Source organism: Lysinibacillus sp. GbtcB16, assembly GCF_019091145.1.
GTDB classification, from domain to species: domain Bacteria; phylum Bacillota; class Bacilli; order Bacillales_A; family Planococcaceae; genus Lysinibacillus; species Lysinibacillus fusiformis.
This window is the reverse complement of the sequence record NZ_JAGXJV010000002.1, coordinates 458296-482277: the sequence shown is the minus strand read 5'-3', so window position 1 is coordinate 482277 and position 23982 is coordinate 458296. Positions and strand designations below refer to the sequence as shown.

The window sequence follows — 23982 nt, the reverse complement described above, 5'->3', positions numbered from 1 at the left end:
TCATTCTCCTTGTAGGCCATGTATTGGACTTGCAATGTTTTCATTGACTAAAAATAGAACTTTCCCTTCAACTGTACCATTACCCCACTTTGCCTGTAAAAGGTTTTCTTTTTTGATGATGGATTTAGCAGGTAACGAACGTATTACTTTTTCATGCAGGAGTGGGATGAGTAAAGACTCAATTTTCGATTCATCAAGCTCCACCTGCATCGTTTTCGTTTGCTGCTCCTCCACAATTGACACATAAGGGTCTAGCCAATTCGGTAAATCCTTTTTTTGCACATAATCAACTTTTTCTTGATGAATACCTTTCACCAATACTCGCCATTGCTTTTGTTGCAAGGTTTCCATTGTAATTTTTGTAGGAATTTTAAAAGTACATTCTAGCCAATAGTCTGCATAAACCTCGCCCTTTGCGCCAACAAAGACATGATTTGTTCCACTTTCAATCACACCACTAACAAGAACATCCCCCTCATAGGCTGTATCATTTACTGAAATTTTCCGCTCCCCATTTTGGATATCAAAGTGAGTAATAATACCGCTTTTCGTTGCTACTAATTGCGATGCCAATTTTTCATTTGTCTGCTTCGTTTGTTTAGGTGATTCCTGTGGTCTTAGTACCACGCGTCCACCATTTTTTTCAATATGCACCCAAGAGAGCTCTCGATGCTGTTCTAGTAGCTTTTGGCGTATAACAGTATTAGAAGGTAAATTTTTTTTAGAAAGTGGTGTTTCTATTTGAAATGTATCATGAAAGGTTTTACCTAAGCGCTGCTCCAATTCAGGTGTCGCTGCTTCAATGTCTACTTTCCAAATCACTTGCGCACCAATTATTGGGATGGCAATCATCAAAGCCAAACCAAGCAAAGTCCAAACCTGAGCTCGGAAAACTTGCAGCTCATCCGCATAAAAAACAGCCATTTTCAAACGAAAGCCTCTTCGTATACGGCGAATTTTTGGTAAATGATGCATCGTTGTTTCAAATGAAACCTCTTGTTCTCTAAAGACAACACGCTTTAACGGAATATGTTGTGCGTGCAATGCTTGAATAAAAGGATGAACATTTTCATGGCGCTTTATACGTATAATGATTGGCCGATTATTCCACATTTTAGCTCACACCCATATTCTTTGTCATTTTCATATGAATCTCTTGTAAATTTTCAACAGAAAGATGAAGCATTTCTTCTTTTAGTGCATGAATCTTCACCAGATCCGCAGTAACAGTAATATGATAATCTGCATAAGCAAACGAACATGTCGTTGCATCTGCATGAATAAAACGATAAGGTCCAATGATTTTTAATGATTCATATTCGGACAATTCAAGTAGTGGCGTTAATTGAAATAATTTTTTCATAAAAAAAATGCCTCCTTCTTCGGCAATATATGCATCGAAAAAGGAGGACATGCTAGTTATTTTCTTTTTGCTTTTGGAGGACCTAATATTTCAGCCATTACCACAGCCTGCATGAGAGCATTTTTTGATTGTGGAACTTGAAAAGGAGAATGTGTCCCAGTTGCTTTCACTTCTTCCTTCCCAGCTGCTAATCGTCCTTTTCGCTCTCGTGTAGACGAACGGTGTGGCACATCAGCTGGAGTGACAGGTGGCGCAACATAGCTTGGTACTTCTTTCTTCACTTGTTCCTCAACATATTTTTTAGTGTCTTGAACCTTTTCATTTTCTGGAATCCAATCCCCAATAAATTCTCGAGCAAAATCTTCAAAACTTTGTGGTTTTTGATGACGTTGCGGAGTTTCTTCCAAAACAGGTGACTCTACACGTGTATCCTTATTATTAAAAGGAGGCATCGGTTTTTGTGGTTTTTTATTTTTTGATTTTCCGAAAATAGAGCTGACTATGGCAATTATTGCAAAAATAATTAATTGTTCCATATGTTAGTTCCGCTCCTTTCCGTTATTAAACATTTGGTTCGTTTGTTTCTGGTTTATCGTTGCTTACTTTTGAAATGGAATCACGCATAGCCGTATCAGCTTGAATGTTACGATAGTTCATGTAATCCATAATACCAAGATTACCTGAGCGTAATGCTTCTGCCATTGCTTGAGGTACTTCTGCTTCAGCTTCTACCACTTTCGCTTTCATCTCTTGAACACGGGCAATCATTTCTTGCTCATTCGCTACAGCCATTGCACGACGCTCTTCGGCCTTCGCTTGGGCAATGTTTTTATCTGCTTGCGCTTGTTCAATTTGTAATTCTGCACCAATGTTTTTACCGATATCTACATCGGCAATATCTATGGATAAGATTTCAAAGGCTGTTCCTGAATCCAAACCTTTTGATAAAACTGTTTGTGAAATCATATCCGGATTTTCTAATACTTCCGTATGGCTAGTTGCTGAACCAATTGTAGAAACGATCCCTTCCCCTACACGGGCAATAACAGTTTCTTCACCAGCACCACCGACTAAACGCTCGATGTTGGCACGTACCGTAATACGGGCTTTAGCCTTTACCTCAATCCCGTTCATCGCTACACCTGAAATAAATGGTGTTTCAATAACTTTTGGGTTTACAGACATTTGAACTGCTTCTAATACATCTCGCCCAGCTAAATCAATCGCGGCACAGCGCTCAAAAGATAATTCAATATTCGCGCGGTGAGCAGCAATTAATGCATTGACAACTCGGTCTACATTACCACCAGCTAAATAGTGACTTTCAAGCTGGTTAATCGTAACAGGTAAACCTGCTTTATGTGCTTTAATCAACGGATTTACAATTCGAGACGGAATTACACGACGTAAACGCATCCCAATTAATGTGAAAATGCTAACACGGACGCCTGCAGCCAGTGCAGAAATCCATAGTGCTACTGGTACAAAGGTAAAGAATACCGCTAGTACAATGAATAAAATAACCAGTCCAGCGATAGGACCAATTAATGCTAAATCAAAACCCATTTTCTATTCCTCCATCTCTTTTTCTGTTTGTCTCACGACAATACGTGAGCCTTCAACTTTAATGATTTCTACATGTTTATTTGCATCGACATAGCCGCCCTCTGATACAACATCAACGCGTTCACTGCCAAGAACCATTGTACCCGATGGACGTAAAGGAGTAAGTGTAGTCCCTACTTTTCCTAACAATTCTGTGCGATTGACGTTGGATACATAGCCCTCTTCTGTCGTAGTTGCATCCATTAGCACCAGCCTGTTCAAAACATGCAGTTTTTTCCCGAAAAATTTCATCAGAATCACCATTCCTATAATCGCTATTACAAGCGCAATGAGAATTGCTATTATCATTTGCATAATATTTGCACCTGCCAGTAATAAACTTAGTATTATGAGCACACCACCTAAAATACCAACAATTCCACCAGGAACAAAAAACTCTGCAACAACAAGTGCTAAACCAATAATTAATAACAATAAGGATTCATAGCCAGCAAAGCCTGCAACCATATGTCCAAAGAAAAATAAACCGAGTGCTGATAATCCCATTATACCCGGAACTCCAAATCCTGGCGAATAGAGTTCCATTACAAGACCTAGACTTGCAATGGATAATAAAATTGGAACAATGATTGGATTTGTAATAAAACGAGCCAATTTCTCAGAGAATGTTGGTTCGATTGGAACGACATCACTGTCTTGTAAGTCTATTTTCTCTAAAAGTTCCTGAAAATTTTTCACGGTACCCTCTGAGTATTGGACCTTTAATGCCTCCGATGCTGAAAGCGTTAATAGATTTTTTCCTTCCGCACGGTACTCCGGCAATTCATAACTCGAATCAGCCATTGCTAAAGCATACTTAGGATCTCGACCTGATGTCTCCGCTGCTGCCGACATTTGAGCAAGCCATGCACTATTTGCTTTCAAATCAGCCGCATTACCTGCTGAGTCGATAACAGCTGCTGCACCGATTGTTCCATTGGGTACCATGTAGATTTCATCCGCATGTAAGGCTAAAAAAGCACCTGCTGAATGGGCATCCTTATTTATAAAAGCAATCGTCCGTATATCTGTTGCATCCATAAGCATGGCGATATCACTTGCTGCATTTACAAATCCGCCAGGCGTATGTATATCTAAGATAATCGCTTTCGCATTATTTTCTTTCGCCTCATTAAAAGCTCGTTCTAAAAATGCGTGAAGCCCTCGCTCCACTTCATTATGAATAGGAACGTGGTAGACCTTACTGCTTGCAAAAGCCGAAGTTAATGGAAACGCTAACAAAAAAGTCATCCAAATCACTAGTAAGTAACTAAGGATTCTCCGTTTTCGCACCTTTTTCCCTCCCTTCTAACATGCTTCTCCTCTGTATATACGGTCGAACATGTAAAAAGTTTCACAAATCTAAAAAATTATTTCGTCTATATGTACCTATTGCTTATATTACTTAGTATTACACAAAAAAGCCGAATGAATCTACATGATATCCATCCGGCTTTTTCATATGTACGTAAAACGAGCAATGTAAAATACCTGAAATTAATTACAGCTGTAATTAATTCCAGGTATATCTTTGTCTGCTCAGTGAATCATACGATTGCGTGTTATGAACGTAGGGATTTTTAATGGGAAATTAAATTACCACTTACGTTTACGTGCAGCTTCTGATTTCTTTTTACGTTTTACGCTAGGTTTTTCGTAGAACTCGCGCTTTCTAACTTCTTGAATTGTACCACTTTTTGATACAGTACGTTTGAAGCGGCGAAGAGCATCTTCAAGCGATTCGTTTTTGCGAACGACAGTTTTTGACATCTCTCTTTCCCTCCCTCCGAACACACGTCAATACACAATTAGGCAAATAACCTTCTGTTGTGTACTAAAAAATTATATCGTATTGTCTAATAATGGTCAATAGAAAGTGTGCGAAAATATCAAGTGAATTTTTGGTTTTATTTTTGTCTAAATTATACAAGAACAATGAGGTCATATTTGAATACATTGTATTTTCCAAACAATGAAGGATTTTCATAGTGAAAAGTTATAATATGATTTTATGTAAATGATCCTCCGACTGTTCACAATACAGTGAGGAACAGGATGAAACTTTCCAATATGCTTTTAATCCCTCAGAATTAGTTTACCCATTCTAATAGTAAAAAGGCTGTCTCAAGCCCCCTTGATACAGCCAACCACTTTTTCTTAGAAGATTTTCTGTTGATCTCTATCATCTTTTAAAATTTCTACCGCTTCTCTAAAACGTTGGGAATGGACAATTTCACGTTCACGTAAAAACTTCAAACTGTCATTTAAATCGGTATCATCAGATAAATCAATAATCCATTGATATGTGGCACGTGCCTTTTCCTCTGCGGCAATATCTTCATATAAATCTGCTATTGGGTCCCCTTTTGCCTGAATATAAGTTGCTGTAAATGGCACACCAGAGGCATTTTGATAGAATAAAGCTCTGTCATGATTTACATAATGATCTCCTAATCCTGCTTCTTTTAACATTTCTGGCGTAGCATCCTTTGTCAGCTTGTAAATCATCGTAGCAATCATTTCTAAATGTGAAAATTCCTCAGTCGCTATATCTGTTAATAAACCAACCACTTTATCAGGGATCGTATAGCGTTGATTCATATAACGAAGTGCTGCAGCTAATTCCCCATCAGCACCCCCATATTGCTCAATTAAAAATTTTGCAAGCATAGGGTTACAAGTACTAACCTTTACAGGGTATTGAAGTTTTTTTTCATAATACCACAAGAATAAATTCCTCCTAATAATATGTTATACTTGCCACGGCCATGGGGTATCAACCCAATTAAAAGGATAATCTGAATAACTTCTTCCAAAATTCATTAATGGCCCAAATTTTTGTTCAAAGTTGACTTTGAGCTTCATACTTTTTTCAGTGTTTTCATTAAATTGTTGAATGGCAGCATAATCATGTGGATGTGTGTCTAAATAGAGATTTAACTCAACGATGACGAAATCAATTGCCTGAATTTCTTCCAGTAGGGTATAAAATTCAGGCGGCATCTTTTTAGTCATGCTTCATCCCTCCTTTTAGTCGGAAATGGATAGGGACTAAATAATTGTGGCCATAGTGTTCCTGCCATAAGTGCCTCTCTTGGTGTTTGGAATTGGGGAAGTCCAGGTGGCTGAAAACCCATATATAATTGTGGTGGTGTAGCATAATACTTTACTTCGATAGGCTTGCAGGGATCAAAGGGACTAATATAAGGCTTCCAATACTTATATTGTGTAAACATGACATCCTCCTTTCTGTATTCGAAATCGTCAGTGGAGTATATGTGATGATAGAAGGTATTATTCTATATGAAAAAAAGCCACTAGCTTCTTACTGAGCTAGTGGCTTGTACACACTAAAAGAAATAATTAATAATTAGAATCTGCGATTAAACCATTCATGATGGCTACGCCAGAGCTTGCACCAATACGAGTTGCTCCTGCTTCCACCATGCTTTTCATGTCCTCTAAGCTACGAACACCACCTGAAGCTTTAACACCAAGATCAGGACCTACTGTTTTACGCATTAGGGCAATATCTGCTGCAGTTGCGCCACCAGTTGAAAAACCAGTAGATGTTTTCACATAATCAGCACCAGCTGCCACAGCAAGCTCACATGCTTTTACTTTTTCTTCATCTGTTAATAAACATGATTCAATGATGACTTTTACAAGTGCACTACCTTTAGCTGCTTCCACAACTGCAGCAATATCAGCTTGTACAAGATCATAATTTTTATCTTTTAATGCACCAATATTAATGACCATATCTACCTCATTTGCACCGTTCGCAATTGCATCTTTTACTTCAAATGCTTTCACTGCTGATGTATTGGCACCAAGAGGGAATCCAATAACCGTACAAACCAGCACGTCTGAACCTTGTAATAATTCGCTACTTTGTTTTACCCAAGTAGGATTTACACATACAGAGGCAAAATTAAATTGCTTCGCTTCCGCACATAGTTTTTCAATTTGTTCCTTTTTTGCCTCAGCCTTTAATAATGTATGATCGATCATACGCGCAAAATTTTGTTCCATTTTTTAACGCTCCTTCTTTAATCAAGATGTACGTACCTCTTCGAATCATACCATTTTTTCACGTTGCCGTCTAATTTCTTTCTATTTAAATGATTACTGGTGTTGTTCTTGTGAAATTAGCTTTTTTTAATAGATACATGTAGTTTCAAGTAATGGTATCCTTGAACTACTTTCATTTCCGTATAGTTTACCCACTAGGAAAACAATTAGTCCCCCAAAAAAGAGGACAAAAACATTCACAAAAAAATCTTTAAAGTATTGATTTTAAAAGGATTATGTTATCATAAATCACGTATCTAAAATATGTACACTACAAAATAATTTAAATGTGAAGAAACACAAGGTAATGTGAAGTTGAAAGGATGATATAAATTATGAGTAACGAGCGATCAAAAATCGTGAGTTTCCATACTCTAGGTTGTAAAGTAAACCACTACGAAACAGAAGCCATTTGGCAGCTATTTAAAGATGAAGGCTATGATCGCACTGAATTTGATCAACAAGCGGACGTTTATGTCATTAATACATGTACAGTTACTAATACTGGAGATAAAAAATCACGTCAGGTGATTCGTCGAGCAATTCGACAAAATCCAGATGCAGTGATATGTGTAACAGGTTGCTACGCACAAACTTCGCCAGCAGAAATTATGGCAATTCCTGGGGTCGATATTGTTGTTGGTACGCAGGACCGCACAAAATTACTTGGTTATATTGACCAATATCGTGCTGAGCGTCAGCCAATTAATGCCGTACGTAATATTATGAAAAATCGTGTGTATGAGGAATTAGATGTACCAGCATTTACAGACCGCACACGTGCTTCCTTAAAAATACAGGAAGGCTGTAATAACTTCTGTACGTTTTGTATAATCCCGTGGGCACGTGGCTTAATGCGTTCTCGTGATCCACAAGAAGTATTACATCAAGCACAGCAATTAGTAGATGCAGGCTATCTTGAAATAGTTTTGACAGGTATTCACACGGGTGGGTATGGTCAAGATCTAAAGGATTATAACCTTGCCCAATTATTACGTGATCTAGAAGCCAATGTAAAAGGATTAAAGCGTCTCCGTATTTCGTCCATTGAGGCTAGCCAATTGACGGATGAAGTGATTGACGTATTACGTGATTCTAAAATTGTCGTGAATCACTTACACATTCCCATTCAATCTGGATCTGATACGGTGTTAAAACGTATGCGTCGTAAATATACAATGGAATTTTTCGGCGAACGTTTAACGAAATTACATGAAGCCTTACCTGATTTAGCTGTTACATCTGATGTAATTGTCGGTTTCCCTGGTGAGACAGAAGAAGAATTTATGGACACATACAACTTTATTCGCGATCATAAATTCTCTGAACTACATGTTTTCCCGTTCTCTCCTCGTACAGGAACTCCTGCTGCACGTATGGAAGATCAAATTGATGAAGACATAAAAAATGAGCGTGTACACCGACTCATCTCCCTAAATGATCAACTTGCTAAAGAGTATGCTTCTCGTTTTGAAGATCAAGTGCTAGAAGTTATTCCTGAAGAATTTGTACATGATGGCAGTGAAGAGGAAGGCCTTTTAACGGGCTATACAGATAATTACTTAAAAGTAGTGTTTGAGGGTCCTGAAAGTCTTATCGGACAGCTTGTAAAGGTGAAAATTACACAAGCAGGCTACCCACATTCACAAGGACAATTTGTACGTGTTTTAGAGACAGTTAAATAATCAATAATAAATGGGTTGCCTAGTAATATAGGCAACCCATTTTATTGGTTGATTTGAATTTTTAAGGTAACTAGTAATTATTAAGGGCTAGTAGGAGGCGTGAGCCCGAAAAGAACTGGTGTTATGACACTACTTCCAACGCCTAATCTGATTTGTTGCACTTGCAATACTTTCACAGTTAATTCTAATACGATTTTTTCACGTAATGTACTGAACGTACCTTCTGGCGCTGCCATAATCGGTGAAAAATCAAGTTCAAAGAAGTTCGCTGCTACTAATTCACCAAATGGTTGTTCATTGTATTTCACAAGATTTTGGAAGAAAGCCTTATCAAGACGAGCATCCATTTGAGTCGCTTCATTAAGGAAGTTCGCTTCCGCAAACTCGGAAATTCCTAAGATAGGTGTTGAACCTCCAATTGTTTGTGGGAAAGTAAGATCTGTAAAGCCAGAAAATGGAACGTCAGCAATTCTATCACGAAGTGCCCCACTACATGCTGATGAAGCATATTCGATATTTTTGCGAATATGGCCTGCTACAAATAATTTAGCTCTAGTTACTCTAAAGAAGTCTGTACCATCAATTCGTGCAAAGCTAACTGGTACTAGTTTTACTTGATTTAGGAATACGTTTTTTTTCACTCTTTTGATTTCAGTTGCTGGCGGAGTAAGTGTAATATCTGACTCTACAACGATTTGCAATGTTGGTTCTGCCAGCACAACTGGAACTTTTATAGTTGGTGCCGTAACTGGTGTAGTAATTACTGGTGTAAATTCATTCGTTAATGGTATTTGCTCTGTTGATGCTACAGGACAAGGTAAATTTGGATTTTCAAATTGTTCACTCAAAAAAAATTCCTCTTTTCATTTTTAGTATTAGAGAGCTCTCCTATCGCTAGAATATGTAGCAATTAAAACTATATATGGACGTATATATTAGAAAAGAAACTTTTATGCTGAGTGAAAAAACTTCTATTATTGCCCAAGGCGTGGACTGTCATATAGAACTAGGATTTTTTGTACTTGTAACATATGGATAATTAATTCTAAAACTATATTCTGACTTAATCGATTGGCATGAGTTATTGACTCATTTTGTGAATCCAATGCTGTATATTCAATATTCTGCTGTATATAGCCTTCTATCAATAACTTTCCCTTTACTGCTGTACATGTTCCATTCTCTAATGATTGGGATAAACGAATAGGTATAAATCTACAGTTGGTAAGCACTACCTTATTCGAGATTTCTTTCACCCCTACAATCCCTTTTTCAAATGCCATAATCTCTTCAAGACATAGTTCAATTTTATATTCCCCAACTACAACAGGTACTCGAATATGTATTAAATCAGATGCGTAAGAGCTGGCTTCCCCTTTTTCAATTGATGGTGAGTTATGTACAGGAGTGACCACTGATTGAAAGGGACGATGCTGCATATTATTTTTATCATTCGTATCAGTTTTCATGATTGAAATCAATTGATTAATGTCTGACCGAACTAAACGACATTCAGGATGGTCAGGATAATCTGCTGTCGTATGGAAAAGCTTTGTTTCAAATTGTGGAGTTAGATGATCGTTTTTATCCAGAAATTCGAATGTAGTATTTTGAACATGTTCGCCATAAATAGGAGCATGGAGAAAACTATTAATCTCTACATACGTAGAAAACGGGCATTTTTTAGTAATGGAGTATATCTCTCCATACAACGATTTTGGAATGGGATTGTTTTTCTTCGTATCCACAGTGTCCTCAAAGTGCCTTTTATTTTCTACTGTAGATTCTGCATCTGAGTGAGTTGCTAAATCATGTTCTTCCACCCGGGACTCATCATAATCAGACGGGATTTCTTCAACATCCTCCCTATTCGTTTCTGTAGATACGAGTACATGTTTTGTTAAAATCGATTCCTCTATAGCACCAGTTTCAATATTTGGCGAAGGGGCGATTTCTCCCTCCATATTCGTCTCTGCTGAAATGGGTAGGTCTTCATTGGCATCTGATCGCTCTGTTAAAGCTATTTTCTCTTCAAGGTTCTGATCACTATGTAGGAAAAATTCGATTTCTCCTTCATCTAATACTAAGTCTTGATCAGATACTACATGGTCCTCCAAAGGATTCTCATCGTTACCTAGTGGAGGTTCATTGTCTTTCTCTTCGGTTGTTTCTGATGGTCTAGGTATGTCATGAGGGATAGCTATCGAATCCGTTGTAGGTGATTCATCTTCTATTTCACTAAGTCGAGAATTGCTTTCCTCTCCATCTCCTGAAGATTCGTTATCTTTTGTCTGATACGCCCAATCCGTATATTTATTTTGCTTAGAAGATACTTCTCTCATCTCTCTAAAGTTAATCCATGGAGTATTCATTCGTTCACTCCCAAACAATATTAGGTACATTTATATCCATTCATCTTTAATGGAAAGATTGCCATACTAATTACAATTTATAGTATGCTTGATTTCCCTATTTGTCACAGAAGTCTCAGTTTAATACGTTTTGTATGGTCCATTCGTTTTTGGATGTAAAAAGGCAGTTAATAGTCCGAATAAAATCCGAACTGTCAACTGCCAGCAAAAAATTATGAATTTTGATCAGTGCCTTGTTATGACTTTATTCAATAGTTGCGATTAACAAAATTCAGAAGGAGGAGTAGGATTAACTGGTGGTGAAACTGGTGGTGTAAGTCCTGGAAGAACAGGAGTTACTACGCTACTTCCAGCTCCCAAACGAATTTGTTGAACTTGCAATACTTTTACAGTTAATTCTAATACGATTTTTTCACGTAATGTGCTAAATGTACATTCTGGTGCTGCCATAATTGGTGAAAAATCAAGTTCAAAGAAGTTCGCTGCTACTAATTCACCAAATGGTTGTTCATTGTATTTCACAAGATTTTGGAAGAAAGCCTTATCAAGACGAGCATCCATTTGAGTCGCTTCATTTAGGAAGTTCGCTTCTGCAAACTCGGATATTCCTAAGATTGGTGTAGAGCTCCCAATTGTTTGTGGGAAAGTAAGATCTGTAAAACCAGAAAACGGAACGTCAGCAATTCTATCACGAAGTGCCCCACTACATGCGGATGAAGCATATTCGATATTCTTACGAATATGGCCTGCTACAAATAATTTAGCTCTTGTTACTCTGAAATAGTCAGTGCCAGCAATTCGTGCAAAGTTAACTGGTACCAGCTTCACTTGATTGAGAAAGACATGTTTTTTTACTCTTTTGATTTCAGTTGCTGCTGGAGTTAGGGTAATATCTGACTCTACAACGATTTGTAAAGTTGGCTCTGCCAATACTACTGGAATTTTAATAGTTGGCGCTGTTACTGGTGTAGCTATTAGTTGCGTAAAATCATTCGTTAATGGGATTTGTTCAGTTGATGTTACTGGACAAGGTTGAATCGGTTGAATCTGACTATCAAATTGTTCACTCAAAAAAATTACCTCTTTTCAATTTATAGTTTTAGTGAGCTCTCCTATCGCTAGAATATGTAGCAATAAAATCTATATATGGACATTGAACTTGTTCTCTTCCATATTTAATTTGGAATTTTTGAGCCTGAATACTAAATCTGCCTCCTGTTCAAAAAGGAACTCATAAAAAAACCACCTAAATAAAATTAGGTGGCTTCCCTATTACTCATCGTTAGCATAGCATTTATTCAAATTCATATGAGATGGCAGACAACGCATACAGTGGCGCTGTTTCTGCACGTAAAATTCTTGGTCCCAACGACATGGTTTGAGCACCAGCATGTAACAAGGCCTCTGACTCTTTACGAGAAATGCCACCCTCTGGACCAAAAATAATAAGCATTGATGTTAATTTTTGATCATGCACAAGTCTAAGCTTGTCCGCAAATCGTGTGCGTTTCTCAGCTTTTGCATCCTCTTCGTCTGCGATAAAAACGGCATCAAATTGGTCTATTTCTTGTAACAATTGTTTAAATGTAACAGGTTCATACACTGTTGGAATATGTGTACGATGGGCTTGTTCCGCCGCCTCTTTTGCAATTTTTTGCAATCTCTCTTGCTTTTTAGCCCCTTTTTTCTTGTCCCATTTCACAATCGAGCGTTCCGCTTCAAATGGCAGTAAGGCAAACATGCCAAGCTCTGTCGCTTTTTGTGTAATCAGCTCTAGCTTATCGCCCTTTGGTAAGCCACAAGCTACTGTTATTTGAATAGGTAGCTCCGATGAAGGGATAGTTTCGCCAGTAGCGTCAACCACTACCTCATCACCTTCAAATCCTGTAATCGTACAAATATGAGCAATATTTTGTGCAACAACAACAATCTGATCGCCTTGTTTCATGCGCATCACTCGCTCAATATGCCGTGCATCTTCTCCACTAATCCGTAAATTCTCTATGGCTGTTTCAATAAAATATCGTTGCATATGCTCCACAATCCTTTCTAGCAAGAAATGAAAGCGCCAAATCGCCAGCACATGGCTTACGATTTGGCGCTTCCTCCATCAAGTTATAGTGGTCGACGGGCAATGATCGCTACCCAATCTTCCATTAATAATACTTCTTCAATTATAAAGCCTGAAGCTTCCAGAGCTACTTTAACATCATCGCGTTTGGCACCGATAATGCCTGAAGTGACATATAATCCACCTGGTTTCACAATTGTAAATGCATCGTCAGTGAAGGACATAATGATTTCTGCCAAAATATTTGCGACAACCACATCTGCTGGTTCTTTAACCGTATCTAATAGGTTACCGTGGAAAACAGCTACTTTGTCCTCTACTTTATTTAAGGCAACATTTTCTTGTGCAGAGCGAACTGCAACCTCATCTAGATCGAGGGCATGCACATTTTTAGCCCCAAGTAGTGCCGCTCCGATAGACAATACGCCTGACCCTGTTCCAATATCAACAACCGTATCGCCTTCTTTGATGACCTTTTCAAGACCTTGTAGACACATCACTGTAGTTGGATGTGTTCCAGTACCAAATGCCATACCTGGATCTAATTCAATAATTAATTCATCTGTTGAGACAGGTGTATATTGCTCCCATGTTGGGACAATGGTAAAGCGTTCAGAAATTTTGACAGGATGGTAGTATTGCTTCCATGCAGTTGCCCAATCTTCCTCATTAACCTCAACAATGGATACTACATTTTCACCAATATCAATGTTAAAGTTCGTTAGATTTGTAATGGCTGCTTTAATTTCCTCGACCGTTTCATTTAAGAAACTAGACTCCGATAAATAAGCTTTTACAATGACGCCATCCTTCGGGAAATCCTCTTCATTTAGCGCATATATTTCACCAAATTGATCTTCACGTGGCTTCGCAAACTCTGCAGAATCTTCAATAACAACACCACTTGCTCCTGCTTCATGCAAAATATTCGAAATTGCTTCTACCGCTTCATTTTTTGTATGAATGGATAATTCTGACCACTTCACGTAGCTCTTCAGCTCCTCTAATTATTCACCTTGGAATTTTTTCTTAATTTTATCGAATAGTGAACTTCCTTGCTCTTCAGGGATATCGCCACTAATTTCTGCAAATTCTCGTAATAATTGCTTTTGTTTTTCCGTTAATTTCTCTGGCGTCATCACCTTCACGGTTACATACTGGTTCCCCGTACCATAGCCATGAACATTTTTTACACCTTTATCTTTTAAACGGAATTGAGCACCTGACTGTGTACCAGCTGGAATGCGTAGTTTTACTTTACCGTGAACAGTTGGTACTTCAATTTCATCTCCCAGTGCTGCCTGTGGGAATGTCAATTTCAACTCGAAATAAATATCATCTCCATCACGTTCGAAATCATTATGACCTTGAACACGGAACATAATATATAAATCCCCTGCTGGTCCTCCGTTTATACCTGGCTCACCTTGACCAGATACACGAATTTGTTGACCATCATCGACACCAGCTGGAATGGACACTTTAATTTTCTTGCGTTTTTGAACTTTTCCTTCTCCACGACAAGTTGAACATTTTTCTTTAATGATCTTCCCTGTCCCATGACAAGTTGTACAAGAACGACGGTTCATCATACGACCAAATGGTGTATCCACTGCTTGGTTGATTTGACCAGCACCATTACACGTCGAACATGTTTCAGGTTGTGTACCAGGCTTTGCTCCGGAGCCATGACAAGTTTCACACGTTTCATCTTTAGGGATTTCGATTTCTGTTTCTTTCCCAAAAATAGCTTCTTCAAATTTAATATTCATGCGATATTGCAGGTCGTCACCTTTGCGTGGCGCATTTGGGTCCTGACGACGTCCACCACCGCCAAAGAATGAACTGAAAATATCCTCGAAGCCGCCAAAGCCGCCGCCTCCAAAGCCACCACCAAATCCAGCATTTGGGTCCTCATGACCAAATTGGTCGTAGCGTGCTTTTTTCTGATCATCACTTAATACTTCATATGCTTCAGCGATTTCTTTGAATTTTTCATCTGCACCCGGCTCTTTATTAAGGTCAGGGTGATATTGCTTTGATAGTTTACGGTATGCTTTTTTGATTTCATCTTTTGTTGCCGATTTTGTTAGGCCAAGCACCTCGTAATAATCGCGTTTCTCCATGATTCACACTCCGCTCTGTTTGCATAAAATCTATTGTAACATGCAGTCGATAAAACTGCCTTATTTTTTGAGTATTCGTCTGTATAAATTTGAGGTTTTTACTTCCTAGCAGTGTTAACGTATGCAAGCATTTCTTAATTGGTACCTTTACTAGGAAGATAACCTTACATCATGACAAAAGCCAAAGCCGCAAGCGGTCTTTGGCTTTTTCACTTTACTGTACGTTTAATTCTTATTTATCATCTTTTACTTCTTCGAAATCAGCGTCTACAACACCATCATCTTTTTTACCAGCACCAGCGTCTGCTTCTCCGCCTTGTGCTGCTTGAGCAGCTGCTGCCGCTTGTTCATAAACTTTCATAACTAATGGCTGTAAAACACCTTCTAATTTTTCTTTAGCTGCTTTAATTCCTTCTAATTCGCCAGCTTCAAGTGCTTTTTTCAATTCATCACGAGCATCTTCTACAGATTTTTTCTCGTCTTCTGTAATTTGCTCACCTAGGTCAGTAATTGTTTTATCCACTTGGAATACTAATTGGTCAGCTTCATTGCGAAGATCTGCCTCTTCTTTACGTTTAGCATCTGCGTCAGCATTAGCCTCTGCGTCTTTTACCATGCGTTCAATTTCTGCCTCTGATAAACCTGAATCAGATTGGATTACAATTGTTTGCTCTTTATTTGTACCAAGGTCTTTCGCTTTTACAGATACAATACCATTTTTATCAATATCGAAAGTTACTTCGATTTGAGGTACACCACGTGGTGCTGGTGGAATATCTGCTAATTGGAAGCGACCTAATGTTTTGTTGTCTGCAGCCATTGAGCGTTCACCTTGTAGGACGTGAATATCTACTGCTGGTTGGTTGTCAGCTGCTGTAGAGAATACTTGTGATTTAGATGTTGGGATTGTAGTGTTACGGTCAATTAATTTCGTGAACACGCCACCCATTGTTTCAATACCAAGTGAAAGTGGTGTTACGTCAAGTAATACAACGTCTTTCACATCACCTGTTAAAACGCCACCTTGAACTGCAGCACCCATTGCTACAACTTCGTCTGGGTTTACACCACGGTGAGGTTCTTTGTTAGTTTCTTTACGTACTGCTTCCTGTACAGCAGGAATACGAGTAGAACCACCAACTAGAATAACTTGGTCAAGTTCAGAAGTTGAAAGACCTGCATCAGATAATGCTTGGCGTACTGGACCTACTGTACGATTTACTAATGGTAATGTAATTTCATCGAATTTCGCACGTGTTAAAGAAATCTCTAAGTGCAATGGACCTGCTTCACCAGCTGTAATGAATGGTAAAGAGATTTGTGTTGATGTTACACCAGATAAGTCTTTTTTCGCTTTTTCAGCAGCATCTTTTAAACGTTGCATGGCCATTTTATCTTTTGATAAATCAATGCCATTTTCTTTTTTGAATTCAGCCACTAAATATTCGATAATTGCGTCATCGAAGTCATCCCCACCTAGTTTGTTATCACCAGCAGTTGCTAATACTTCAAAAACACCATCACCTAACTCAAGGATCGATACGTCAAATGTACCACCACCAAGGTCAAATACTAATACTTTTTGATCTTGATCTTGTTTATCTAAACCATAAGCTAGTGCTGCAGCTGTTGGTTCATTGATGATACGCTCAACTTCAAGACCAGCGATTTTACCAGCATCTTTTGTTGCTTGGCGTTGTGCATCGTTAAAGTAAGCAGGAACTGTAATTACTGCTTTCGTAACTTTTTCACCTAAGTAATCTTCTGCATAACCTTTTAAGTATTGAAGAATCATAGCAGATACTTCTTGTGGAGTGTAGTTATTGTCTTCCACCGTTACTTTTTCAGCTGTACCCATTTTTGATTTAATAGAGATGATTGTGTTCGGGTTTGTTACTGATTGACGTTTTGCTACTTCACCAACTTGGCGTTCGCCATTTTTAAATGCAACAACAGATGGTGTTGTACGATTTCCTTCTGGATTTGGAATTACTTTTGGTTCGCCACCTTCAAGTACAGAAACGCAAGAGTTTGTTGTTCCTAAGTCAATACCAATAATTTTGCTCATTAAAATTTCCTCCTATTAATTCGACGCAAGGGATGCGTTTTTTCACTAATTTTAATTGACTAAATAGTGCTAAGACTATTCGTTCACAGATACCATAGTTGGGCGTAAAACACGATCTTTTAAGATATATCCTTTTTGTAGCTCGCGTAAGACGACACCCGTCTCTTTTTCACTATCCTGTTCCTGCATAACAGCTTGGTGGATATTTGGATCAAATTGCTCACCTTCTGCTTTAATCACTTGCAGACCTTCTTTTTCTGTTGCGTCTAGCAACGAGCGATACACCATTTCAATTCCTTTAATAATAGATGCAGTCTCTTCAGAAGTTGTCTCCACCTGTAATGCACGCTCAAAATTATCAAGGACTGGCAGTAAATCCGATAATAAGCTTTGCGCTCGGTACTTTTCAGCAGCCTCACGATCTAGTTGTTGTCGACGACGCATATTATCAAAATCTGCACGTAGACGTAGGTGTCGGTTTTCCTCGTCATCTAGCTTTGCTTGTAATTCAGCAAGTTTCGCCTCATATTGTTCTTCCACTGATAATTCAACTTCTTCTTGAACCTCTGTGCGCTCTACTTCCTCTGCTGTCGTTGCAGCTTGTACATCATCTTGTACTAAATCTTTGTTTTCAGTTGTTTCCGTCACTTGAATCCTCCTCATAATCACTCACTACGATTCTTCATAAATGCTTGTGTTAAGTCCAAGCGTATTACGTCTAATAATGCCACCACACGCTTATAATCCATGCGTGTTGGGCCAATAATAGCAATGGCTCCCTGTTGATCATCACCAATAGAATACGTAGTGGTAATGACACTGCAATTTTCCATTTCTAGCTGTTTATTTTCAGAGCCTATTCGAATATGAATGCCTGATTCATTTGGATGGAATAATGACTGCACTTGGCTGGTCGTTTCCATTAAGTCCAATATCATACGGACTTTATTTAAATCATGAAACTCAGGTTGATTAAACATATTCGTTTTACCACCATAGAAAATCTTACTTTCTGGATTTTGCATGGTCGCTGTTACAAGTGCATGAATAAAATCATCCGCTGATCGAACATGTTGCTGTAAGACTGCCAACACTTCAGCTTCTAGACTTTTATGGAGCTCATCTAATGACACACCTATTAGGCGATCATTCAAGATATTGACCATTTTTTCTAAATCCGAAGCGGTAAAATCAGGTGGTAAATTAAATAAGCGATTTTCAACATGTCCATTATTCGTCACGATAATCGCTACTGCTGTATCACTTGACAGTGGTACAATCGAAAATCTTTTGACACGATGTCTTTGAACATCAGGCCCTAATAGTATGGAAGTGTAAGATGTCAGCTCTGATAGAATATTGGCTGACTTTCGGATAATATGCTCTACTTCTACAAGTCGATCATTGAAAATCGATTGGATCTGTTGAATGTCTCTCGAGTTAATACCTTGAGGACTCAACAAATGATCTACATAAAATCTGTAACCCTTTTCCGAAGGCACTCGACCAGAGGAAGTATGCGTTTTTTCTAAATAGCCTAATTCCTCTAAATCCGCCATTTCATTTCGAATTGTGGCTGGACTAAATGTAATCCCTTGTTTTTTGGAGATTTGGCGAGAACCTACCGGCTGTGCAGATAAAATAAAGTCATCTATAATTACTTGCAAAATCTGTAACTGCCGATTTGTTAGCATGATTATCACCTCTGTTAGCACTCAACTAAGAGGAGTGCTAATACTATTATTAAATTATCAAATCCCACAATTTATGTCAACGATATCGCTCATTCTTCTAGCAAAAATTGTTGAAATACCTCATTACCCACAAAACGCCCTTTTCTTGTGAGGCGAACACCCACATCATCATGTTCTAAAAGTCCTTTTGATACTAGCTCTTTCAGGACAGAATCATAATGAGCTACGATCGGTACCTTCAACTTCTCTTCATATATTTTGTGCTTAACTCCCTCAGTTTTACGCAGTCCTAAAAACATTTGCTCTTCTCTTTTTTCAGCCTGTGATACTTCATGCTCATGGACAATTGGAAGTTCCCCTGCGAAGACAGTTTCCATATATTTTTTTAAAGGTCCGTGATTGGAATAGCGGACACCTGCTAGATATCCATGGGCACCAGCACCAAAGCCAGCATATTCATCGTTATCCCAGTAGATCTTATTATGCTCCGAGTGATAACCAGGCTTTGCAAAATTACTAATTTCGTATTGTTGAAGACCATGCAATTCCATTTGCTGCATTAAAACATCGTACATATCCGCTTCCAAATCCTCTGTTGGTAAAAGGAGCTTTCCTTTTGCATACTGATTATAAAAAATCGTTTTTGGCTCCACAATAAGGGAGTAAGCAGAGAAATGAGGTAAATCAAGGGCTAATGCTTTTTCTAATGAGTCTTTCCATTGGGCCATTGTTTGGCCTGGCAATCCATACATTAAATCAATACTAATATTTTGGAAGCCGATTTTTTTAGCCAAAGCAATTGTTTCATACACATGCTCGTTACTATGTGTCCGTCCTATTTTTTGTAACAGTCCCTGATCGAAGGATTGCACACCCATACTTAGTCGATTGACACCGCCCTCAAACAAAACTTGCAATTTCTCCGCAGACAATTCATCTGGATTCGCCTCTGATGTAAATTCTGTCACACTATTCATTGGAATATACGTACGAATTAATGTTAGAAGTTTGTCCAATTGCTGTGGCGATAATGCTGTTGGTGTACCTCCACCCAAGAAAATGGTTTCGATATGACGAAAGCTTTCTGGATTTTTTTGCGTTGCAAGCGCCATTTCCTTCCCAAGTGCTTCTATATATTCATCCACTGGTTGATTTTTAAAGTAAAATTTATTGAAATCACAATAATTACAGATTTGATGACAGAAAGGAATATGAATGTAAACACCTCGTGCCATAGCTTTCCCTTCTTTCTCGTTAAGTCTTTTCCATTTCTACATTATAACGAATCAATAGAAGGAACGCTATGAAACCATCTAGTGGGTTTACACATATTTTTCCCCATTATTTTTTCTACAAACTAAAAACTAGTATGCCAAAGAAATCCCTCTAGCCTACTAGTTCAATTCATGTATAACAAATAATACCGACTACTATACCTAAAAGCACCAATAAGTAAGGTGGCATCTTCCAGCGCATTAAACACCATAAGAATACAGCGACAAAGACAACATCTAATCCGTTTTGAATAGTTTGTGTCACAATCGGATGGATAAAGGCAGCGACCAAAATTCCGACGACTGCCGCATTGGCTCCTGACATGGCTCCCCTTAGTCGGATATTACGGCTTAAGCTGAACCAAAAAGGGAGGGCCCCTATTACTAACAAAAATGCTGGTAGGAAAATTGCCAAAGTGGCGATAATCGCTCCTGGCACACCAGCAATAGCCATGCCAATATAAGCTGCAAATGTAAATAATGGCCCTGGAACTGCCTGTGTCATACCATAGCCTGCTAAAAAGTCCGCAGTACTCATTTGTCCACTTTGAACAAACTGTGCCTCTAATAAAGGTAAGACTACATGACCTCCACCAAATACAAGTGCCCCTGCTAGATAAAACTTCTCAAGCATTGTTACCCATTCATGATTCCACAAAGTACTCATCATCGGTAACCCAAAGAGCAATAGTAAGAAAAGGCTTAATAAAGCAATACCAGTGGATTTAGAAATAGGCATATGAATCGCTAAAGGTGCATTGCCCTCGTTACTTTTTTTTATTCGTTGAAAGCCGATACAAGCAGCTAGTAAAATGGCTGTTATTTGTGCCAGCGGATGGGCCCATAATAGCACGATGATAAGCGCCATTATAGCGATCACCCCATGCAATTTTGTTGATAGTAATTTTTTACTCATATCAAATATTGCTTGTGCCACAATTGCCACAGCTACTAACTTCAAACCATGTATCCAATCCATTTTTAACTCTGTATACATGGAAATATAGGCAAATACCATCAATAACAACACAGAGGGTAGCGTAAAGCCCAGGAATGAAAGTACACTCCCTAATAAACCACCCCTTAATAAGCCAATCCCCATTCCCACCTGACTAGATGCAGGCCCTGGTAAAAATTGACTCAATATGACAAGCTGACTATAATCTTGGGCAGATAGCCATTTACGTTTTTGCACGTATTCTTGTTGAAAATAACCTAAATGAGCTGTTGGTCCCCCAAATGACGTACAACCTAATTTTAATGAAACATAAAAAATCTCCCATAGCGTTCGCAAACTCTCAACTACTTTCCATATCTTTTTTTTCATCTTACACGGAAAGGTGATCCTTTCAGATTAAGAGTTTGTAAATTTTCATTCATCGCTAATCTTTTTTTATTTTAATGGCGGAATCAAGTCTACTCCCATCCTTATCGACAGGAACTAACGTATAATTTTTCTCAGATAAGTATAGTCCATCCAAACGGCTTCCCCACTTTGTCCCTTCTTTATTTAAAGGATAGGGTGTTTCAAAAGTCCATGATTGCCCACCTTTAGACTGAATTTTAAAGAGTAGAGCCTCATTGACAATACTTTTCTCAGAATGAAAATAAATAGTAGTAGAGATAGGGGTGGAAACTACACGATCAATCATTAACTCTTGCTGATCAATATGTTTGACTTTTTTATCGATTGGAAAAATATGTCGATCTTCTTGTAATTGCTCTTGTGATGCCTCTACTTGAAATTCCCACGGCTTTTCAATGCGTGTTTCTACATTCCAATCTTTATAACGAATATCCAATTCTAAAATTTCATCTGTCGGGAAATCATCCATTTTGATGCTATTATAAATGGTATAAACATTTGCAGATTTTGCAATAGACTGACCTCCATTACGAACCATATAATCTTTACCGTTAACAAGTATTTGGGGAAAGAAAAACACCTGATGATCTGGCTTAAACTCTTTAGCAGGCTCGAAGGTTGCATTTAATAAAACTTGATTGTCATCCATGATCACTTCATTTAACGTTAAACGCCCAAGACTATTGTTAGCTGTTTCCCCTACCTCTGTTTTATAAGCTTCAAAATCTACTTCCCTATCCCATAACCAGTACAGCAAAGAAGAACTACTAACTACTAAGACTAATAAGAATACAACAACAATTCCCCATTTTTTGCGTCCTCGATTTTCCTTATTTAAATCTACAACTCGAAAGATATCATCGGACAACAAGTACACCTCTTTTTTATAAATAGTTATGATTTATTGTAGTTAGTAAAGAAGCATTATATAACCTGAATAGAAAGAAGGTTGGACAAAATCAATATGTATTTAAAGGAATTATTCAATCCCTTTATTTTAGATGACGAGCCTTATTTACTTCTTGCATTAAATAGTCCACGAATAGATCATCCCTTACTAGCCAAGCCTGGTAATATCGCTTTACATACCATTCAGCATCTTTAAAGCTCATAAAGGTTTGCTCAAGCGGCATTTTATTTATTTCAATGATCCAATCCATTTCATTATTTGAATAGAGAAGAAATAATTCATCGTGGTGATTTTTATAGAAGGTTCCAAAGGTGGTACCCTTAAGGTTATAGCGATTTCTTTTTGCGTCCTCAGGAATGGGCTCTACGTGGAAAGTTTCTAGCACAAATTGCTTGTATGCCTCCACTGTTAATGAGCACCCAGCTGCTTTTTGATGCCCTCCTCCACCAAACAAGGCTGCGATGGCCGCCACATTAATATGATCATGTATCGTACGGAAGGAAACTCTTTTACTCCCCATGTTAATCATGGCAATATAATCAAGATGAACGTTTTCTTTCCCTAATTCATTGCCAAGCTCAGAATGATAAGATTCCGCATAAACAACCCCACCATAGAAGTCACCTAAATTTGTTTGAATTAGCTCACGTTTTTTTCGGCGAATATAACGTTCTATTTTCTCCTCTTCCATGCTTAAAATTTTCTTTTCAAATTCATCAAAGTCGAAATGAGGCTGACTTTTTAATCGATCCAGCATTTTCTCTTCGAATTCTTCTATAGACACTAAAAAAAAGAGTGCATTCAATCGTTGCGCCTGATAATTTCCGTTCCTTTCCCATTCCCATGTATCATACTGTCGCACTAACTCAACAAACTCTGTTAGAACATCTGTTTTTTCTAATAGTCCATGCATGACAAGATATTGATAAAATAATGATGTGGCAGACGTTAAAAGGCCTTGTTCATCTTCCATTACAACCTTACCCCACTCGTACTGATTGAGGTGGAGGGCTGTTTGGTGATGGTCTAAAAGCTGCACATTCCCAGTAGCCTGAAAGTAATCATCAATTCTTTTTTCGTTCCCCTCATTCGGAGAAAGATCTGTAATAAATAAAAAAGATTTGGACTGTTCATTTTCCAAAAAGAACTCGATCTCGCGGTCAAGTGCTGTAACAGAGTTATATCGTATTTTCACCTGATCGTTAAACGCTAGCTTAGCTAGAATCCCGCAACCTACACCATCTAAATCGTTATGTGATAGTAATTTATACATGTCTTCACCTCCGATATAGTATGGTTACTTTTTTGTTATTCAAACAAAGAATGTCGTTGAAAAAGAATACGTGATCACATACATTTAAAACAATTAATTCA

Annotated in this window: 24 protein-coding genes; 1 reads left to right on the top strand and 23 read right to left on the bottom strand. The window is 38.2% G+C overall.

All coding sequences use genetic code 11. The annotated features are described in order from the left end of the window. The 10 genes from KVT27_RS14255 to deoC form a co-directional block, all read right to left on the bottom strand. Positions 1-1113, bottom strand: coding sequence for a sporulation protein YqfD (locus tag KVT27_RS14255; RefSeq protein ID WP_036127184.1), 1113 nt, complete (start codon positions 1111-1113; stop codon positions 1-3). A gap of 1 nt (position 1114) precedes the next feature. Continuing rightward, the gene (locus KVT27_RS14250; protein ID WP_012295256.1) at positions 1115-1363 is read right to left on the bottom strand and encodes a hypothetical protein; all 249 of its coding nucleotides are present in this window, start codon (positions 1361-1363) and stop codon (positions 1115-1117) included. Positions 1364-1419: 56 nt separating this feature from the next. Then, positions 1420-1899 carry a hypothetical protein gene (locus KVT27_RS14245; RefSeq protein ID WP_036149126.1) on the bottom strand — a complete coding sequence of 160 codons (480 nt, stop codon included), beginning with the start codon at positions 1897-1899 and terminating at the stop codon, positions 1420-1422. A gap of 25 nt (positions 1900-1924) precedes the next feature. Further along, positions 1925-2929, bottom strand: coding sequence for a flotillin-like protein FloA (floA, locus tag KVT27_RS14240; protein WP_008179446.1), 1005 nt, complete (start codon positions 2927-2929; stop codon positions 1925-1927). Between the two features lie 3 nt (positions 2930-2932). Continuing rightward, a complete protein-coding gene (locus KVT27_RS14235) occupies positions 2933-4261 on the bottom strand; it encodes an NfeD family protein (protein ID WP_036127190.1) in 1329 nt (442 codons plus the stop codon). Positions 4262-4564: 303 nt separating this feature from the next. After that, positions 4565-4738 carry a 30S ribosomal protein S21 gene (gene rpsU, locus KVT27_RS14230; RefSeq protein WP_004227078.1) on the bottom strand — a complete coding sequence of 58 codons (174 nt, stop codon included), beginning with the start codon at positions 4736-4738 and terminating at the stop codon, positions 4565-4567. 387 nt (positions 4739-5125) lie between these two features. Next, complete coding sequence (locus KVT27_RS14225) at positions 5126-5695, bottom strand: manganese catalase family protein (protein ID WP_031417041.1); 570 nt, start codon at positions 5693-5695, stop codon at positions 5126-5128. A gap of 24 nt (positions 5696-5719) precedes the next feature. Beyond that, complete coding sequence (locus KVT27_RS14220; RefSeq protein WP_008179462.1) at positions 5720-5983, bottom strand: spore coat protein CotJB; 264 nt, start codon at positions 5981-5983, stop codon at positions 5720-5722. Beyond that, positions 5980-6204: a spore coat associated protein CotJA gene (locus KVT27_RS14215; RefSeq protein ID WP_008179464.1), complete on the bottom strand. Its 225-nt coding sequence runs from the start codon at positions 6202-6204 to the stop codon at positions 5980-5982. The genes KVT27_RS14220 and KVT27_RS14215 overlap by 4 nt, the downstream gene beginning before the upstream one ends. Before the next feature lie 127 nt (positions 6205-6331). Further along, positions 6332-7003 (bottom strand): deoxyribose-phosphate aldolase, encoded by a 672-nt coding sequence (gene deoC, locus KVT27_RS14210; RefSeq protein WP_217581492.1) that lies wholly within the window; start codon positions 7001-7003, stop codon positions 6332-6334. A 374-nt stretch (positions 7004-7377) separates the two neighbouring features. Here deoC and mtaB point away from each other — a divergent pair, with 374 nt between their 5' ends. Further along, complete coding sequence (gene mtaB / locus KVT27_RS14205) at positions 7378-8727, top strand: tRNA (N(6)-L-threonylcarbamoyladenosine(37)-C(2))-methylthiotransferase MtaB (RefSeq protein WP_036127196.1); 1350 nt, start codon at positions 7378-7380, stop codon at positions 8725-8727. 80 nt (positions 8728-8807) lie between these two features. Here mtaB and KVT27_RS14200 read toward each other — a convergent pair whose 3' ends face one another. The 13 genes from KVT27_RS14200 to KVT27_RS14140 all read right to left on the bottom strand — a co-directional run bounded on the left by KVT27_RS14200 (position 8808) and on the right by KVT27_RS14140 (position 23881). Next, positions 8808-9575 (bottom strand): CsxC family protein, encoded by a 768-nt coding sequence (locus tag KVT27_RS14200; protein ID WP_036127197.1) that lies wholly within the window; start codon positions 9573-9575, stop codon positions 8808-8810. 126 nt (positions 9576-9701) lie between these two features. Continuing rightward, the gene (locus KVT27_RS14195; RefSeq protein ID WP_254636146.1) at positions 9702-11099 is read right to left on the bottom strand and encodes a BC_2427 family protein; all 1398 of its coding nucleotides are present in this window, start codon (positions 11097-11099) and stop codon (positions 9702-9704) included. A gap of 261 nt (positions 11100-11360) precedes the next feature. Continuing rightward, positions 11361-12170: a CsxC family protein gene (locus tag KVT27_RS14190; protein WP_217581491.1), complete on the bottom strand. Its 810-nt coding sequence runs from the start codon at positions 12168-12170 to the stop codon at positions 11361-11363. 223 nt (positions 12171-12393) lie between these two features. Further along, complete coding sequence (locus KVT27_RS14185; RefSeq protein WP_217581527.1) at positions 12394-13131, bottom strand: 16S rRNA (uracil(1498)-N(3))-methyltransferase; 738 nt, start codon at positions 13129-13131, stop codon at positions 12394-12396. 83 nt (positions 13132-13214) lie between these two features. Then, the gene (gene prmA, locus KVT27_RS14180; RefSeq protein ID WP_008179480.1) at positions 13215-14156 is read right to left on the bottom strand and encodes a 50S ribosomal protein L11 methyltransferase; all 942 of its coding nucleotides are present in this window, start codon (positions 14154-14156) and stop codon (positions 13215-13217) included. Positions 14157-14177: 21 nt separating this feature from the next. Then, positions 14178-15296: a molecular chaperone DnaJ gene (gene dnaJ, locus KVT27_RS14175; RefSeq protein WP_008179481.1), complete on the bottom strand. Its 1119-nt coding sequence runs from the start codon at positions 15294-15296 to the stop codon at positions 14178-14180. Positions 15297-15528: 232 nt separating this feature from the next. Continuing rightward, the gene (gene dnaK / locus KVT27_RS14170) at positions 15529-17364 is read right to left on the bottom strand and encodes a molecular chaperone DnaK (protein ID WP_036149132.1); all 1836 of its coding nucleotides are present in this window, start codon (positions 17362-17364) and stop codon (positions 15529-15531) included. 75 nt (positions 17365-17439) lie between these two features. Next, on the bottom strand, positions 17440-18012 hold the full coding sequence (gene grpE, locus KVT27_RS14165; RefSeq protein WP_036127202.1) for a nucleotide exchange factor GrpE: 573 nt from the start codon (positions 18010-18012) through the stop codon (positions 17440-17442). A gap of 17 nt (positions 18013-18029) precedes the next feature. After that, complete coding sequence (hrcA, locus tag KVT27_RS14160; protein WP_036127203.1) at positions 18030-19058, bottom strand: heat-inducible transcriptional repressor HrcA; 1029 nt, start codon at positions 19056-19058, stop codon at positions 18030-18032. A gap of 89 nt (positions 19059-19147) precedes the next feature. Continuing rightward, on the bottom strand, positions 19148-20293 hold the full coding sequence (gene hemW, locus KVT27_RS14155) for a radical SAM family heme chaperone HemW (protein ID WP_036127204.1): 1146 nt from the start codon (positions 20291-20293) through the stop codon (positions 19148-19150). Positions 20294-20462: 169 nt separating this feature from the next. Next, positions 20463-21659: a chromate efflux transporter gene (gene chrA, locus KVT27_RS14150; protein ID WP_233301358.1), complete on the bottom strand. Its 1197-nt coding sequence runs from the start codon at positions 21657-21659 to the stop codon at positions 20463-20465. Between the two features lie 55 nt (positions 21660-21714). Beyond that, the gene (locus tag KVT27_RS14145) at positions 21715-22575 is read right to left on the bottom strand and encodes a DUF4179 domain-containing protein (RefSeq protein WP_309140236.1); all 861 of its coding nucleotides are present in this window, start codon (positions 22573-22575) and stop codon (positions 21715-21717) included. A 115-nt stretch (positions 22576-22690) separates the two neighbouring features. Continuing rightward, positions 22691-23881: a DHH family phosphoesterase gene (locus tag KVT27_RS14140; RefSeq protein WP_217581489.1), complete on the bottom strand. Its 1191-nt coding sequence runs from the start codon at positions 23879-23881 to the stop codon at positions 22691-22693. Positions 23882-23982 lie beyond the last annotated feature (101 nt).

What these genes read in the sequence shown, in the direction of transcription:
- KVT27_RS14255 (WP_036127184.1), bottom strand. Translation starts at nt 1,113, where the DNA reads ATGTGGAATAATCGGCCAATCATTATACGTATAAAGCGCCATGAAAAT.
- KVT27_RS14250 (WP_012295256.1), bottom strand. Translation starts at nt 1,363, where the DNA reads ATGAAAAAATTATTTCAATTAACGCCACTACTTGAATTGTCCGAATAT.
- KVT27_RS14245 (WP_036149126.1), bottom strand. Translation starts at nt 1,899, where the DNA reads ATGGAACAATTAATTATTTTTGCAATAATTGCCATAGTCAGCTCTATT.
- floA (WP_008179446.1), bottom strand. Translation starts at nt 2,929, where the DNA reads ATGGGTTTTGATTTAGCATTAATTGGTCCTATCGCTGGACTGGTTATT.
- rpsU (WP_004227078.1), bottom strand. Translation starts at nt 4,738, where the DNA reads ATGTCAAAAACTGTCGTTCGCAAAAACGAATCGCTTGAAGATGCTCTT.
- KVT27_RS14220 (WP_008179462.1), bottom strand. Translation starts at nt 5,983, where the DNA reads ATGACTAAAAAGATGCCGCCTGAATTTTATACCCTACTGGAAGAAATT.
- KVT27_RS14215 (WP_008179464.1), bottom strand. Translation starts at nt 6,204, where the DNA reads ATGTTTACACAATATAAGTATTGGAAGCCTTATATTAGTCCCTTTGAT.
- deoC (WP_217581492.1), bottom strand. Translation starts at nt 7,003, where the DNA reads ATGGAACAAAATTTTGCGCGTATGATCGATCATACATTATTAAAGGCT.
- mtaB (WP_036127196.1), top strand. Translation starts at nt 7,378, where the DNA reads ATGAGTAACGAGCGATCAAAAATCGTGAGTTTCCATACTCTAGGTTGT.
- KVT27_RS14195 (WP_254636146.1), bottom strand. Translation starts at nt 11,099, where the DNA reads ATGAATACTCCATGGATTAACTTTAGAGAGATGAGAGAAGTATCTTCT.
- KVT27_RS14185 (WP_217581527.1), bottom strand. Translation starts at nt 13,131, where the DNA reads ATGCAACGATATTTTATTGAAACAGCCATAGAGAATTTACGGATTAGT.
- dnaJ (WP_008179481.1), bottom strand. Translation starts at nt 15,296, where the DNA reads ATGGAGAAACGCGATTATTACGAGGTGCTTGGCCTAACAAAATCGGCA.
- dnaK (WP_036149132.1), bottom strand. Translation starts at nt 17,364, where the DNA reads ATGAGCAAAATTATTGGTATTGACTTAGGAACAACAAACTCTTGCGTT.
- hrcA (WP_036127203.1), bottom strand. Translation starts at nt 19,058, where the DNA reads ATGCTAACAAATCGGCAGTTACAGATTTTGCAAGTAATTATAGATGAC.
- hemW (WP_036127204.1), bottom strand. Translation starts at nt 20,293, where the DNA reads ATGGCACGAGGTGTTTACATTCATATTCCTTTCTGTCATCAAATCTGT.
- chrA (WP_233301358.1), bottom strand. Translation starts at nt 21,659, where the DNA reads ATGAAAAAAAAGATATGGAAAGTAGTTGAGAGTTTGCGAACGCTATGG.
- KVT27_RS14140 (WP_217581489.1), bottom strand. Translation starts at nt 23,881, where the DNA reads ATGTATAAATTACTATCACATAACGATTTAGATGGTGTAGGTTGCGGG.